Genomic DNA, 14,079 nt, shown 5'->3' with positions numbered 1-14,079 from the left:
TGAGCGCCCTGACCGGGCATCAGCCCTCCTGACCAGGGAACGAAGCGGCCCCGAGCGGCCCGCCGGGCACCGGAAGGTGCAGGCGGGCCGTCGTCGTGTACGTGCCGGGACGGGCCGCAGCGCGATCCCCCGGCGCACCACGGCCGGAACCCGGAGCACCACGGCCGGAACACGGCGCACTACCCTGCTGTCGGAACCGGACCGGGCTGCGATAGGACGGGACGCGAACGAACCCGACGTCACCCGTCCGTAAGGAGAGCCATGCCCGGCCCGACCGTCGGCCCCGCCGACGACACGTCGACCGCTGCCGCCACCGCTGCCGCCACCGCCACCGGCCGGCCCGGCCCCGGTCGCGCCACGATCGCCGTCCTCGGCGGCCTCACCGCGCTCGGCCCGCTCACCACCGACCTGTACCTCCCGGGCCTGCCCGCGATCGCCGACGACCTGGTCGCCGAACCGGCCGCCGTCCAGCTCACCCTGACCTTCTCGATGTTCGGCGTAGCGGCCGGGCAACTGCTCTTCGGACCGCTCAGCGACCGCTTCGGGCGCCGGCCGCCCCTGCTGGTGGGGCTCGTCGTCTACACCCTGTCCAGCGTGCTGTGCGTCCTCGCGCCGAGCCTGCCGGTGCTGATCGCCGCCCGCTTCGTCCAGGGCGCGGCCGGCTCCGCCGGACTGGTCATCGGACGCGCCGTCGCCCGGGACCGCTTCCAAGGCGTCGCGATGCTGCGCTTCCTCGCCTCGATCGCCCTCATATCGGGACTGGCGCCGATCCTCGCCCCGATCATCGGCGCCCAGCTGATGCGGTTCACCTCGTGGCGCGGCACCTTCGGCGCGCTGACGGCACTCGGACTGCTGCTCACCCTGGCCGCGTTCGGTGCGCTGCGCGAGTCGCTGCCACCGCAGGCCCGGGGCGGCGGCGGGGTCGCGGCCACCCTGCGGACGATGGGGCGGCTGCTGCGCAACCTGCCGTTCCTCGGGCTCGCGCTGACCAGCTCGCTCGCGTTCGGGGCGCTGTTCGGCTACATCAGCGGGTCGTCGACGGTGCTCCAGCACGTGTACCACGTCTCGCCGCAGACCTACAGCCTGCTGTTCGGGCTGAACTCGGTCGCGATCGTGGTCATGACGCAGCTGAACGGGCGGGTGCTGGCGCCGCGCTTCACGCCTCGGGCGCTGATGCTGGGCGGGCTCGCGGCGGCGGTCTGCGCCGGGGTGGCGCTGGTGCTGCTGACGACGGTGTGGGACTTCGGGCTGGCCGGGTTCTGCCCGCCGCTGTTCGTGATGATGGGCAGCCTGGGGGTGATCCTGCCGAACACCGCGGCGCAGGCGCTCGGCCTGGTCGAGCCACAGGTGGCGGGCACGGCGTCGGCCCTGCTCGGGACGGGCAACTTCCTGGTCGGAGCGGTGGTCGCCCCGCTGAGCAGCCTAGGCGGGCGGCCGTCCGCGGTGCTGCTGGCTCTGGTGGTCCTGACCTGCGGGGTGTCGGCGACGGCGGCGTACCTGGCGCTGTGCCGACCGGGGCGGCCGTCGGGCCAGAACGAACCTGCGGGTAACAGCTAACAGATTTCAGATGACAGCTGACAGATGATGAAATCTGTCAGCTGTTGTCTGTCATTCGTCAGCCGTCAAGCGTTACCGCCTCCCCGACTCACCGCCCGCCCACTCGGCCGCCCGAGCTCAGGCAATCGAGAAGTCGTCCCCGTACACGTTGCCCTGGCCGTACCAGCCGTGCAGGTACACGGTGACGGTGCCCGAGGCGCCGGTGGTGAAGGGGACGGACAGCTTCGTCCAGCCCGCGGAGCTGGTCCAGGAGCTGGCGGTGGCACCGCCGCTGACGCCGACGTAGGCGTAGTTGCCCTGCACCCAGCCGCTCAGCGTGTAGCTGGTGTTGGGCTTCAGCGTGACGCTCTGCGCGCACTCGCCGGTCTGGCTCGCGGTGGCCGCGGCCTGCAGGGCGTGCGAGCCGGAGTGCACCGGGGTGGCGACCACGGCGCCGCCGCTCTGGCAGGTCCACGGGGCCGGGCTGCCGGTCTCCAGGTCGCCGTTGACCAAGCCGGTGGTCGGGCCCGTCCCAGCGACGGTCAGTGAGTACGTCGCGGTGTGGGAACCGGAGGGCGCGGTGGCGGTCACGGTCAGCGGGTAGGTGCCGGCCGCTGCGGCCGCGGTGGTGGTGATGTTGAGCGTGGCGCTCCCGCCGGCGGTGACGCTGCCGGGGGTGACGGTGGCGGTGACGCCGGCCGGGGCGCCGCTGACCGTGAGGTTGACGCTCTGCGCCGAACCCGCCGTCACGGCCGTCGCGATGCCCGCGGACGTGGCCGAACCGGCTTTGACCGTACCGGAGTTCGGGTTGACGGCCACCGAGAAGTCGTTGGTCGCCGTCGAGCCGCTGGTGAACGGCGCGAAGATGTGGGTGAAGTCCCAGGCGTTCTGGTTGATTCCGGAGCAGGAGTCGCTGCCGGCCGTGCCCGGGCAGCCGCCGTTGTCGCGCTGGAGGGCCCAGAAGGACAGGGTGTTGATGCCCTTGGAGACCGCCCAGTTGTACACGGTGGTGGCGTTGGCCACGGTGAAGGTCTCGGCCGCGCCGTAGTCGTCGATGCCGAGCATCTCGGTGATCCCGATCGAACCCCACAGCTGGGCGGGGGACTTGCTCGGGTACAGCTTGGCGAGCTGGTTGTAGAGGCCCTGCGCGGAGGTCTGGGTGTCGGCCGCCATGTCGTGGGCGGCGCCGTCGTAGTAGTCGAAGGTCATCATGTTGACGACGTCGATCCGCGCATTGTTGCTGACCGCGTTCCGCAGCACCGCGAGGCCGTTGTCGGCCAGTCCGCCGGTGGTGGTGGGCAGCGTGTACGAGAACTGGATGCTCCGGCCCTTGGTGGCGGCCCAGTCCTGCACGAGCTTGATCGCCTTGTTGCGGCGGTCGATCCCGGCGGTGTTGGTCAGCGAGTTGTCCTCGATGTCGAGGTCGATCCGGCTGATGTCGTAAGTCGTGATGACGTTCTCGAAGGCGGCGGCGATCTGGTTGACGTCGGTGCAGCTGTCGGCCAGCTCGGTGCCGGTGTTGTCGGCGGTGTAGCCGCCGAAGGAGGGGATCACGTCCCCGCCGTTGGCGCGGATGGTGGCGATGTCGGCGCCGAAGGTCGAGGAGGCGACCGGCATCGACGAGTCGCCGTTCCAGTACGGGGTGCACGAGCCCTTGGTGGCGGCCTGCAGGAACGCCATGGTCAGGTGCTTGGCGCCGGACTGCGCGGCCAGCGCGGCCGGGCTCTGGCCGGTCCACGCCTCGAAGTAGGGGGCGAACACCCGGCTGGGGAGCGGTGTGGCGGCCTGGGCGGGGGCCGTACCGGTGGCGACCAGGCCGGCCGAGGCGGCCAGCGTGGCGCACGCCGTCAGCGCGGCCTGGATCGTTCTGCGAAGGCGCATGGATTCTCCAACAGGCTTGGTGGGTCGGAGCGTTGGGGATCAGTGAGCGGCCCGGGGCGCGGCGGTCGTGTGGGGTCGACCGTGCGGCCCCTGGCCCGAGGATCTTGATCGGGATCGGGTGCAGCGCGGTGAAGCACAGTGGAGTGCGGTGGAGTGCGGTGGAGCCGGAGGTGGGATCGGGGGCGTGCGGAACCCCACCGACTCGCGTGGGCGCGGGCGGCGGTGCGCGTGCACGTGCACGTGCCGTACGGAGCGGGGGTGGGGTGGAGCAGGGCAAGGCAGTGCCTCAGCCGCCGGTGGTCACACCCCCACAGTGCATCCCGGTCGGATCGACATGCTTATGTTTGGACTAGACCACTGGTCTGTCAAGAGACCTGACAGTTCGTCAGCGTACGGCCCGGGTGTCCGAAGGGAGTGGATCGGCGGTCGGCGTGCGGGAGTTACCGGGAGCCGAGGCGGCCGGGGATGGAGGCGGCCGGAAAACGGCAACGCCGTGGCCGCGCGCCCGGTGAGCGGGGCGCGGCCACGGCTGCCCGGGGCTCAGGACACCGGGCGTTCGGGGTGCCGCGGCTCAGCGCGCCGCGGCACAGGGTGATGCGGGGTGGTGCGAGGTGGTGGCGTGGGCCGGATCAGTGCGGCGCCGGGCAGAGCGTGGCGCGCAGGGCGTCGTTGATCTTGGCGGCGGTGTCCGGCCCGAAGCCCTGCGGGTGGTCGGGCGAGGTGAAACGCTGGTTGGCCAGCTCGACCAGCTTCCCTGCGTCCTTGGGGAACTGGTACAGCGACTGGCACTGGTTGCGCGCCCGGTCCACGGCCTGGTCGGGCTTGCCGCCGACGATCGCCGGGTCGATCGCGTCCAGCGCGGCGACCAGCTTGGCGGTCAGGTCGGCGGCCGGCTTGGCGGGCAGCCCGGCGTCGGCGGGCGGGGCGGGCTTGGCCGGCGCGGGGGCTCCCGAGGCCCCGCCGTCGGGGGCGGGCGTGCCGGTGGCCGTGGTTCCGTCGGCCGTGGGGGCGGCAGTACCGGGCGCGGGGGTCGACGGCGGCGAGGCCGCGTCGGGAGCCGCGTCGGAGGGCGCGGTGGTCGAGGCGGCGGTGGTGGGGGAGCCGGCCGCGGAGGTCGCCTTGCCCGAGCTCGATCCGGAGCTGGAGCAGGCAGCGAGGCTCACCGCGGCGAGTGCCGTGAGGGTGGCGGCGAGGAGTCGAGTGCGCATGGCGCCCACCCTGTCATGTTCGCGGCGCGGAAGGGAAGGTCCCTGGGAAGGTGCCCGGGAGGGCGGCCGGAGCGGGCCCGGGTCGCCCGGACAGGGCCCCGGAACGGGCGAACGGCGGCCCGGGGGAGCCACTCCCGCCCCCGGGCCGCCGCCTGCATCCGCCGTCCGCGCAGGGGTGTCAGCCGAGACCGTTGGACTTCAGCCAGTCCTTGGCCACGGCCGACGGGTCCTCCTTGTCCACCGCGACGCGCTTCATCAGCGCCGTCAGCCCCGCGGTGTCGAGCTTGGCCGACACCGCGTTGAGCGCCGCCGTCGCCGTGGCGTCCACGCCCGCCTTGTTGACCAGCGGGGTGACGTTCTGCGCGCCGAAGACGTTCTTCGGGTCGCTCAGCGGGACCAGCTTGTACTGGACGATCTTCGGATCGGTGGTGAACACGTTGCCGACCTGGATGCTGCCGTCCTTGAGCGCGTTCGCGGTGGTATCGGCGGTGGGCTTCCACTCCTTCAAGGTCAGCCCGTAGACGTCCTTGAGCTGCTGCTCGCGGCGGGACTTGAACTCCGGCGGGCCGCCGATGGTGAACTCGCCGGCCTTGGCGGCCAGGTCCGCGATGCTCTTGAGGTTGTCCTTGTCCGCGGTCTCCTGGGTGACGCTGAGCGAGTCCTTGTCCTCGGCGGGGGAGGAGTCGAGGACCCCGAGGGTGGCGGGCAGGGCCTTGGCGAGCGCCGCGTTCACGTCCTGCGTGGTGACGGCGGTGGACTTGGCGTCCAGGTAGGCGAGCAGCGCGCCGTTGTACTCGGGCAGGACGGTCAGGTTGCCGCTCTGCAGCTGCCCGTAGAGCACCTCGCGGCTGCCGATGTTGAACTTCTCCTCGACCTTGACGCCCTTGGCCTTGAGCGCCTGCGAGTAGATCGAGCCGAGCAGGACGTTCTCCGGGAAGTTCGCGGAGCCGACGACCACCGTCGAGCCTGAGCCGCCGCCCGAGCCGGCCGAGCCGCCGGTCGACGAGGAGGCGCTCGAACCCCCGCCGAGCGGGTCGCCGCCGGAGGATCCGCAGGCGGTGGCGCCGAGGGCGAGCACGGCGAGCGTTCCGAGGGCGACGGCACGTCGGCCTGGCTTCATTGTCGACATGGTGACAGATGTCCTTCCGGAGGAAATGGGAGAGGGCTCTCAGCGAGGGGGTTCAGCAGGAGGTTCGGCAAGCGGTCAGCAGGAGGTTCGGCAGGCGGCTCAGCGGTCCTGGCGCTGGGCGCGCACCCCGGGCGGGAGCGCGAACCGGGCGAGCAGGGCGAAGAACAGCTGGGCGGCGACCGCGAGCAGCACCACCATCAGCGCGCCGCCCACGGTCACGGCGTACTTGCGGGTCGCCAGCCCGTCGATGACGTAGCGGCCGAGGCCGCCCAGCCCGACGTAGGCGGCCACCGTCGCGGTCGCGATCACCTGGACGGTCGCGGTGCGGAAGCCCGCCAGCATGGTCGGCGCGGCCGACGGCAGGCAGACCTGCCACAGCACCTGCGGGTGGGTCAGCCCGATGCCGCGCGCGGCGTCCCGGACGTCCGGATCGGTGCCGCGCACCCCCTCGACGGCGGCCACCAGCAGCGGCGGTGCGGCGAGCGCGACCAGCGGGAACAGTACGGCGGTGTCGCCGACCCCGGCGAGCAGCACCGCCAGCGTCACCAGGCCGAGGGTGGGCAGGGCGCGGGCGGCGCCGGCGAGAGCGGTCACCACGGTGACGCCGCGCCCGGTGTAGCCGATCAGCAGCCCGAGCGGGACGGCGATCAGGGCCGCGAACAGCAGGGCCTCGCCGGAGAGCAGCAGGTGCTCGGAGACCCGGTGCACGATCGAGTCCGGGCCGCTTCGGTGGTCCGGGGCGGTGAAGAAGTCGCTCAGCCAGTTCAGCCAGTTCACGAGCCCGCCCCCTTCTCCCGGACGGCCCAGGGCGCGAGCAGTCGCCGCGCGGTCACCAGCACCAGGTCGACGGCCAGCGCCAGGGCGGCGATCAGCACGATGCCGGCCAGGATCGGAGTGGGGAAGGTCCGCTGGAAGCCGTCGATGAACAGGTAGCCGAGCCCGCCGCGCCCGACCAGCGCGCCGACGCTGGCCAGCGAGATGCTGGACACCGCGGCGACCCGGAGTCCGGCGATCAGGTACGGGACGGCGGCGGGCAGTTCGACCGAGGTCAGCCGGTGCCACGGCCCGTACCCCATCGCGGTGGCGGCCTGCCGGACGGCGTCCGGGACGGCGCGCAGCCCGTCCACGGTGGTCGGCAGCAGGACGGCGAGGGCGTAGAAGGTGAGCGGGATCATCACCGTCGCCTGGGTGGCGAGCCCGGTGTACGGGATGAGCACGACGAACACGGCCAGCGAGGGCAGCGCGTAGACGATGTTGAAGACGGCGGACAGCGGCTGGTAGAGCCGGGGGAAGCGGGCACAGGCCAGGCCGAGCGGGATCGCCAGCAGCAGTCCGATGAGCACGGGGACCAGGGCGATCACGGCGTGGTCGGCGAGCAGGTGGCCGAGGTAGCCGAGGTGGTCGCCGATCCAGTACCAGCGGACGATCGGTTCATCGTCCACCATCCGCTCCGTCCTCTCCGTCCACTCTGGGCGCTCTATCCGCTCCGTCCGCTCCGTCCGCTCCGTCCGCTCCGTCCGCTCCGCCTGCTTCCCCCGGCGGGGCCGCTCCGGCGGCGGGAGGCTCGTCCGTGCTGACCGGCCCATCGGTCCGGTCGGGCCCGGCGGCGGTGCTCACGGCCCTGTCGGCCTCGGGCCGGAGCGCCGCCAGGACGGCCTCGCGGCTCGCCGTGCCGGTCGCCCGGCCGTCCGTGTCCAGCGCGACCGCGACGCCGGAGGCGGAGAGGACGGCGGCGTCCAGCGCGGTGCGCAGGGTGTCGGTGTCCGGCCGGAAGCCGGCGGCCGGGTGCAGCTCGGCGGTGACGGCGTCGCGGTCGATCCAGCCGATCGGGCGGCGCTCGTCGTCCAGTGCCAACTCCCAACCGCCGTACGTGAGTCCGTCGCTCACCGGGCGCAGCGCCACGGCGCGGGCGGGGCGCAGGCCGAGGCCGCGCAGGCCCCGGTCGCGGCCGAGGAAGGCGGCCACGCCGTCGTCGGCGGGGGTGGTGAGCAGGGTGTGCGGGTCGGCCAGCTGGGCGATCCGGCCGTGCTCGCGCAGCACCACCACCTGGTCGCCGAGCCGGACGGCCTCCTCGATGTCATGGGTGACGAACAGCACCGTCTTGTGCAGTTCGGACTGGAGCCGCAGCAACTCCTCCTGGAGTCCGGCGCGCACCACCGGGTCGACGGCGCTGAACGGCTCGTCCATCAGCAGCACCGGCGGGTCGGCGGCCAGGGCGCGCGCCACCCCGACCCGCTGCTGCTGGCCGCCGGACAGCTGGAACGGGTACCGCTTGGCGGTCTCGGGCGCCAGCCCGACCAGTTCGAGCAGTTCGGCAGCCCGGGCGCGGGCCTTCTTTCGGTCCCAGCCGAGCAGGTAGGGGACGGTGGCGATGTTGTCGATCACCTTGCGGTGCGGAAAGAGTCCGGCCTGCTGGATCACGTAGCCGATGCCGCGCCGCAGCTTGGCGGGCTCCAGCTTCGCGACGTCCGTGTCGTCCAGCAGGACCCGGCCCGAGGTGGGCTCGACCATCCGGTTGACCATGCGCAGCAGGGTGGTCTTGCCGCAGCCGGAGGGTCCGACCAGGACGGTTATCCGGCCGGTCGGGACCTCAAGGTCCAGGCCCTCGACGGCGACGGTCCCGTCGGGGTGGCGCTTTCCGGCGCCCTCGAATCTGATCACGGGGTGTTTCCTCGTCAGGGCGTCCCGGGGAGGCGGCGCCTGTGTCGGTCGGTCGTTCGGTTGATGGCGGTTCGTCGGCAAGCGCTGGTGCGGGTTGTGGTGGCGCCTGTCGTACCAGCCGCCCGGGCGTTCTTCCGCCCGCCTGGCTGCCCAGGTTCGGACCTGCGGAAACTCTGATCAGCCTATGACCTGCATCATCTCCTGTCTCTGATTTACCGACCGGCGCGTGCCGGGGGCCGGTGGACGCGACTGCGTGCCCGGCCTGCGCCTGGTCTGCGCCCGGCCCCCCTGCCTCTGGCTCAGCCGCCCTGACGGGTCGGCAGCCCGGCGGCCGCCCAGCCGACGAAGCCGCCGTCCAGGTCGGTCGCCCGGTGCAGGCCCAGCTCCCGGAGCGAGGCGGCGGCCAGGCTGGAGGCGTAGCCCTCGGAGCAGACCACGACCACCTCGACGTCGTAGCCCGCCGCCTCGGGGATCCGGTGACTGCCCGTCGGGTCGAGCCGCCACTCCAGCACATTGCGCTCGATGATCAGCGAGCCGGGGATCTCGCCCTCGGCGGCCCGCTGCGCCGCCGGGCGGATGTCCACCAGCAGCGCTCCGTCCAGCTGGGCCTGGTACGCCTCCCGGGCGCGCGGGCGGTGGACGCCCTCGCGGGCCCGCTCCACCAGGTCGTCGATCGTGGTCACCATTGCTCCGGTCCTTCCTCCGAGGTGGGGACGAGCCCTCCGGCCCGCAGGTCGTAGTGCGCCATCGAGTTCAGCGGCGGCGAGTAGGCGTGCAGGGTGACGGCGGGACCGGACGCGGTGTTCCGCACGTCGTGCACGTACTCGGGGCCGAAGGCGCGGGCGGTGCCGGCCTGGATCCGGCGGATCAGCAGGCCCTGGTCCGGGCCGCCGAGGGACAGTTCCTCCAGCTCGCCGAGCGCCACGGCGAAGGCGCCGCGGGAGCCGCCGTGGTCGTGGAAGCCGGTGGACTGGCCGGGCAGCCAGCTGATCAACCACACCTCGTGGTCGTCCTCGGCCACCAGGCGCCGGTACCAGCGCTCGTCGGTGGACAGGCGGACGAGGTGGATCCACTCCTCGGGCCGTTCGGCCAGCTCGCGGACGACGGTCCGCAAGGCGCTGGGGGTCAGCGGGGCAGGGGCTTCCCGGGGGCGGGTCGCCTCTGCGGGCTCCGCGACCTCTGCGACCTCTGCGACCCCTACGGCCTCTGCGACCGTCGGGACGTGGGCCGGCTCCGATTCGGTCGGGCTGGTCGGGCTGGGCGGTCCGGTCAGGCTGGTCGGGCCGGGCGTCGGGGTCTCGGAGGCGAGGTCCAAGCTCGTGTTCAGACTCATCAAGGCGTCCTCGGGTGCGGCGGGAACGTCGGCAGGGTGGGCCCGGGCTGCGGTGGCGGTGAGCGGGCGCCGGCCGACGGGGCGGCCCGGCACGCAGGGATGCGCCGGTGCTGGGGGCGGGAGGTCAGAACTACGGGTGCGGGTGCGCGGCGCGGGCCCTGGCGGGAGTCACAGGGCGGGACCGGCGGGGGAGTGCGAGGTCAACAGGCACAGATGGAACTCGCCTGGCGTCGCAGATCGACGTGCAGGCGGCAGACCAGATTGGCGCCGGATTCCATGCGCCGGATCCTTCCTGAGCGAACCGGACGAAGTCAAGCCGGTCCGGCGGCTGGTCGTCGGCCGTGCACGGTGCCGCGAGGCCCGTCGGCGACACCCCGATCGGACCGGCCGGCCACCTCTCGGCCCGACCGGGCGGCGCCGGCCTGCTCGACGGCTCCCCCCGATCCGCCCGTGGCCGGGCGGTCGAACTCTTGTGAACGCGGCTCGAACCGACGTCCGTGATAAGGCCCCCGCGGGTACTGCCCGGTGGTGGCCGTATCCGCACTCCGATCACCCCGGTTCACTCGTATGAGTAAGGAGGGCACTCACGGGGTAGATGTGCCTTTCATCCCACTCGGGAGCTCCCGCGTGTCCGCACGACAAGATCACCCCAGACGTGTTTCCGCCAACGTATTGTCAGGCCACCGAGGCCCGGCCTACGGTCTAGAGATCGCTTTCTACGCACGTAGACCCCTGTGGATCCCCGAGCGGATCCGCGGGTGAGACCCGCCCCGTCAACCCTCAGACCGCGGGTCCGACCGCACGGCCGGGCCGCGGAGTTGCGGAGGTACCCATGTCGCAGATCGTCCGTGCCGCGCTCGTCCAGACCCGCTGGACCGGCGACCAGGAGAGCATGATCGCCCTCCACGAGCGGTACGCCCGCGAGGCCGCCGCCCAGGGCGCGAAGATCATCGGCTACCAGGAGGTCTTCAACACCCCGTACTTCTGCCAGGTCCAGGAGCCCGAGCACTACCGCTGGGCCGAGGCCGTCCCCGACGGCCCGACCGTACGCCGGATGCAGGACCTCGCCCGCGAGCTCGGCTTGGTCATGGTCGTCCCGGTCTACGAGGAGGAGCAGGCCGGCTTCTACTACAACACCGCCGCCGTGATCGACGCCGACGGCAGCTACCTCGGCAAGTACCGCAAGCACCACATCCCGCAGGTCAAGGGCTTCTGGGAGAAGTACTACTTCAAGCCCGGCAACCTGGGCTGGCCCGTGTTCGACACCGCCGTCGGCAAGGTCGGCGTCTACATCTGCTACGACCGCCACTTCCCCGAGGGCTGGCGGGCCCTGGGCCTGGCCGGCGCGCAGATCGTCTACAACCCCTCCGCCACCAGCCGCGGCCTGTCCGCCTACCTCTGGCAGCTCGAACAGCCCGCCGCCGCCGTCGCCAACGAGTACTTCGTCGCCGCCATCAACCGGGTCGGCACCGAGGAGTACGGCGACAACGACTTCTACGGCACGTCCTACTTCGTCGACCCGCGCGGCCAGTTCGTCGGCGACGTCGCCTCCGACAAGGAGGAGGAACTCGTCGTCCGGGACCTCGACCTCGGCCTGATCGAACAGGTACGCCAGCAGTGGGCGTTCTACCGCGACCGCCGGCCCGACGCCTACGGACCGCTCGCCGAGGCCTGAGGAGCAGCACGATGACCACCCGCGACCCGCACCGGCGCACCATCGTCCGCGGCGGCCTCGTCATCACGGCCACCGAGGAACTCCTCGCCGACGTCCTGATCGAGGGCGAGCGCATCGCCGCCCTCGCCACCACCGGCAGCTCCGCCGCCGAAGCCTGGAGCGCCGACACCGTCCTCGACGCCACCGGCCACTACGTCATCCCGGGCGGCGTCGACGCCCACACCCACATGGAGCTGCCGTTCGGCGGCACCGCGGCCTCCGACACCTTCGAGACCGGCACCCGAGCCGCCGCCTGGGGCGGCACCACCACCATCGTCGACTTCGCCGTCCAGCCGGTCGGCGGCTCGCTGCGCGAAGGCCTGGACGCCTGGCACGCCAAGGCCGACGGCAACTGCGCCATCGACTACGCCTTCCACACCATCGTCTCCGACGTCAACGACGGCGTCCTCAAGGAGATGGACACGCTCGTCGACTCCGGCGAGTCCACCTCGTTCAAGCTCTTCATGGCCTACCCGGGCGTCTTCTACAGCGACGACGGCCGCATCCTGCGCGCCATGCAGCGCGGGGCGGCCAACGGCGGTCTGATCATGATGCACGCCGAGAACGGCATCGCCATCGACGTGCTGGTCGAACAGGCGCTCGCCGCCGGGAAGACCGCCCCCCGCCACCACGGCGAGGTCCGCCGCGAACTGCTGGAGGCCGAGGCCACCCACCGGGCGATCAAACTCGCCCAGGTCGCCGGCAGCCCGCTCTACGTCGTCCACGTCTCCGCCGCCTCCGCGCTCGCCGAACTCGCCCAGGCCCGCGACGCCGGGCTCAACGTCTTCGGCGAGACCTGCCCGCAGTACCTCTTCCTCTCCACCGACAACCTCGCGGAGGAGGGCGCCGACGGCTTCGAGGGCGCCAAGTACGTGTGCAGCACGCCGCTGCGGCCGCGAGAGCACCAGGAGGCGCTCTGGCGCGGACTGCGCACCAACGACCTCCAGGTGGTCTCCACCGACCACTGCCCGTTCTGCTTCGTCGGCCAGAAGGAACTCGGGCGCGGCGACTTCTCGAAGATCCCCAACGGCTTGCCGGGCGTCGAGAACCGGATGGACCTGCTGCACCAGGCCGTCGTGGACGGGCACATCAGCCGGCGCCGCTGGATCGAGATCGCCTGCACCACGCCCGCCCGGATGTTCGGGCTGCACCCGCGCAAGGGCACCATCGCGCCGGGCGCCGACGCCGACCTCGTCGTCTACGACCCCGCCGCGGTGCAGACCGTCTCCGCCGCGACCCACCACATGAACGTCGACTACTCCGCGTACGAGGGCCGCCGACTCACCGGCCGGGCCCGCACGGTGCTCTCCCGCGGCACCGTCGTCCTGGACGACGGCACCTGGCTCGGCCGGGCAGGCCACGGCGCGTTCCTGCGCCGCGACACCTGCCAGTACCTCGTCTGACCCTGCCGTTCCCGCCGTCTCCGCCGTTCCGCTGTTCCCGCTGTACGCCAGGCCTGCTGTTTTCAGGTCCGCTGTTGTCAGACCCCCTGTTGTCAACCTGCCGCCGCCCGGGCCCGCGACCGGCGGTCGGGCGGCGGCCCACCCTTCTCGGAGCCACCCATGGACATCGGCCTCGTCCTCCAGACCGACCCGCCCGCCCGCCTCCTCATCGACCGGATGGTCCGCGCCGAGCAGGCCGGGTTCAGCCACGGCTGGACCTTCGACTCCTGCGTCCTGTGGCAGGAGCCCTTCGTCATCTACAGCCGGATCCTCGCCGAGACCGAACGCCTGACCGTCGGCCCGATGGTCACCAACCCCTCCACCCGCACCTGGGAGGTCACCGCCTCCCTGTTCGCCACGCTGAACGACATGTACGGCAACCGCACCGTCTGCGGGATCGGCCGCGGCGACTCCGCCATGCGGGTCGCCGGACGCCACCCCGCGACCCTCGCCCGGCTCTCCGAAGCGATGCACGCCATCAAGGAGTTGGCCGAGGGCCGCACCGTCGAGGTGGACGGCACCGAGATGCACCTGCCGTGGGTCGGCCCGGACGCGTCGCTGCCGATCTGGATGGGCGCGTACGGCCCCAGGGCACTCGCGCTGACCGGACGCCAAGCCGACGGCTTCATCCTGCAGTTGGCCGATCCGTACCTCACCGAGTTCATGGTCAAGACGGTGCGTGCCGCCGCCGTCGAGGCGGGCCGCGACCCGGACTCCGTCACCATCTGTGTGGCCGCCCCCGCCTACGTCACCGCCGACGACTCTCCCGCCGCGCTCGCCCACGCCCGGGAGCAGTGCCGCTGGTTCGGCGGGATGGTCGGCAACCACGTCGCCGACCTGGTCAACCACTACGGCGAGCACTCCGACCTGGTGCCGGAGGCGCTCACCGACTACATCAAGGGCCGTCAGGGCTACGACTACAGCCACCACGGGCGGGCCGGTAATCCCGACACGACCTTCGTCCCCGACGAGATCGTGGACCGCTTCTGCTTGATCGGCCCGGCAGAGGTGCAGCGCGCCCGGCTGGCCGAGCTCCGCTCGCTCGGCGTCGACCAGTTCGCCGTCTACGCCATGCACGACGCGATCGAGACCACCATCGACGCCTACGGCACGGACGTCATCCCCCACGTGTGATCCCTTGATCGCGTGCCCCCTGTGATCTCAGTTGCAGCAGA

The 14,079-nt window shown here is 72.2% G+C and carries 13 protein-coding genes; 4 read left to right on the top strand and 9 right to left on the bottom strand.

What is annotated here, in order from left to right:
- The first annotated feature begins 261 nt into the window (after positions 1–261).
- Positions 262–1,557 carry a multidrug effflux MFS transporter gene (locus AC0B61_RS01460; protein WP_471738543.1) on the top strand — a complete coding sequence of 432 codons (1,296 nt, stop codon included), beginning with the start codon at positions 262–264 and terminating at the stop codon, positions 1,555–1,557.
- A 117-nt stretch (positions 1,558–1,674) separates the two neighbouring features.
- Here AC0B61_RS01460 and AC0B61_RS01455 read toward each other — a convergent pair whose 3' ends face one another.
- The 9 genes from AC0B61_RS01455 to AC0B61_RS01415 all read right to left on the bottom strand — a co-directional run bounded on the left by AC0B61_RS01455 (position 1,675) and on the right by AC0B61_RS01415 (position 10,026).
- A complete protein-coding gene (locus AC0B61_RS01455) occupies positions 1,675–3,417 on the bottom strand; it encodes a glycosyl hydrolase family 18 protein (RefSeq protein WP_471738542.1) in 1,743 nt (580 codons plus the stop codon).
- A gap of 629 nt (positions 3,418–4,046) precedes the next feature.
- The gene (locus AC0B61_RS01450; RefSeq protein ID WP_471738541.1) at positions 4,047–4,625 is read right to left on the bottom strand and encodes a hypothetical protein; all 579 of its coding nucleotides are present in this window, start codon (positions 4,623–4,625) and stop codon (positions 4,047–4,049) included.
- Between the two features lie 178 nt (positions 4,626–4,803).
- The gene (locus AC0B61_RS01445; protein ID WP_471738540.1) at positions 4,804–5,745 is read right to left on the bottom strand and encodes an ABC transporter substrate-binding protein; all 942 of its coding nucleotides are present in this window, start codon (positions 5,743–5,745) and stop codon (positions 4,804–4,806) included.
- 108 nt (positions 5,746–5,853) lie between these two features.
- Positions 5,854–6,531, bottom strand: a complete 678-nt coding sequence (locus tag AC0B61_RS01440) for an ABC transporter permease (protein WP_471738539.1) — start codon at positions 6,529–6,531, stop codon at positions 5,854–5,856.
- On the bottom strand, positions 6,528–7,199 hold the full coding sequence (locus AC0B61_RS01435) for an ABC transporter permease (RefSeq protein ID WP_471738538.1): 672 nt from the start codon (positions 7,197–7,199) through the stop codon (positions 6,528–6,530). Before AC0B61_RS01435 ends, AC0B61_RS01440 begins: the two co-directional genes overlap by 4 nt.
- Positions 7,186–8,415, bottom strand: coding sequence for an ABC transporter ATP-binding protein (locus AC0B61_RS01430; protein WP_471738537.1), 1,230 nt, complete (start codon positions 8,413–8,415; stop codon positions 7,186–7,188). The genes AC0B61_RS01435 and AC0B61_RS01430 overlap by 14 nt, the downstream gene beginning before the upstream one ends.
- A 299-nt stretch (positions 8,416–8,714) precedes the next feature.
- Positions 8,715–9,101, bottom strand: coding sequence for a rhodanese-like domain-containing protein (locus tag AC0B61_RS01425; RefSeq protein WP_471738536.1), 387 nt, complete (start codon positions 9,099–9,101; stop codon positions 8,715–8,717).
- On the bottom strand, positions 9,095–9,748 hold the full coding sequence (locus AC0B61_RS01420; RefSeq protein WP_471738535.1) for a cysteine dioxygenase: 654 nt from the start codon (positions 9,746–9,748) through the stop codon (positions 9,095–9,097). Before AC0B61_RS01420 ends, AC0B61_RS01425 begins: the two co-directional genes overlap by 7 nt.
- A 200-nt stretch (positions 9,749–9,948) precedes the next feature.
- Positions 9,949–10,026, bottom strand: coding sequence for a putative leader peptide (locus AC0B61_RS01415; RefSeq protein WP_471738831.1), 78 nt, complete (start codon positions 10,024–10,026; stop codon positions 9,949–9,951).
- Between the two features lie 554 nt (positions 10,027–10,580).
- Here AC0B61_RS01415 and AC0B61_RS01410 point away from each other — a divergent pair.
- The 3 genes from AC0B61_RS01410 to AC0B61_RS01400 all read left to right on the top strand — a co-directional run bounded on the left by AC0B61_RS01410 (position 10,581) and on the right by AC0B61_RS01400 (position 14,038).
- Entirely contained in the window at positions 10,581–11,423 is an 843-nt protein-coding gene (locus AC0B61_RS01410) for a nitrilase-related carbon-nitrogen hydrolase (protein ID WP_471738534.1), read from the top strand.
- Positions 11,424–11,434: 11 nt separating this feature from the next.
- Positions 11,435–12,865, top strand: coding sequence for a dihydropyrimidinase (gene hydA / locus AC0B61_RS01405; RefSeq protein WP_471738533.1), 1,431 nt, complete (start codon positions 11,435–11,437; stop codon positions 12,863–12,865).
- Between the two features lie 159 nt (positions 12,866–13,024).
- Positions 13,025–14,038: a TIGR03842 family LLM class F420-dependent oxidoreductase gene (locus tag AC0B61_RS01400; protein ID WP_471738532.1), complete on the top strand. Its 1,014-nt coding sequence runs from the start codon at positions 13,025–13,027 to the stop codon at positions 14,036–14,038.
- Positions 14,039–14,079: the final 41 nt, after the last annotated feature.

The sequence above is a fragment of the Kitasatospora sp. NPDC023385 genome (assembly GCF_055664045.1).
This window is presented reverse-complemented; position numbering and strand designations above follow the sequence as displayed.

Excerpts from the sequence above, each read along its gene's own strand:
- AC0B61_RS01460 (WP_471738543.1), top strand. The coding sequence starts at position 262 with ATGCCCGGCCCGACCGTCGGCCCCGCCGACGACACGTCGACCGCTGCC.
- AC0B61_RS01455 (WP_471738542.1), bottom strand. The coding sequence starts at position 3,417 with ATGCGCCTTCGCAGAACGATCCAGGCCGCGCTGACGGCGTGCGCCACG.
- AC0B61_RS01450 (WP_471738541.1), bottom strand. The coding sequence starts at position 4,625 with ATGCGCACTCGACTCCTCGCCGCCACCCTCACGGCACTCGCCGCGGTG.
- AC0B61_RS01445 (WP_471738540.1), bottom strand. The coding sequence starts at position 5,745 with ATGAAGCCAGGCCGACGTGCCGTCGCCCTCGGAACGCTCGCCGTGCTC.
- AC0B61_RS01435 (WP_471738538.1), bottom strand. The coding sequence starts at position 7,199 with ATGGTGGACGATGAACCGATCGTCCGCTGGTACTGGATCGGCGACCAC.
- AC0B61_RS01425 (WP_471738536.1), bottom strand. The coding sequence starts at position 9,101 with ATGGTGACCACGATCGACGACCTGGTGGAGCGGGCCCGCGAGGGCGTC.
- AC0B61_RS01420 (WP_471738535.1), bottom strand. The coding sequence starts at position 9,748 with ATGAGTCTGAACACGAGCTTGGACCTCGCCTCCGAGACCCCGACGCCC.
- AC0B61_RS01415 (WP_471738831.1), bottom strand. The coding sequence starts at position 10,026 with ATGGAATCCGGCGCCAATCTGGTCTGCCGCCTGCACGTCGATCTGCGA.
- AC0B61_RS01410 (WP_471738534.1), top strand. The coding sequence starts at position 10,581 with ATGTCGCAGATCGTCCGTGCCGCGCTCGTCCAGACCCGCTGGACCGGC.
- hydA (WP_471738533.1), top strand. The coding sequence starts at position 11,435 with ATGACCACCCGCGACCCGCACCGGCGCACCATCGTCCGCGGCGGCCTC.
- AC0B61_RS01400 (WP_471738532.1), top strand. The coding sequence starts at position 13,025 with ATGGACATCGGCCTCGTCCTCCAGACCGACCCGCCCGCCCGCCTCCTC.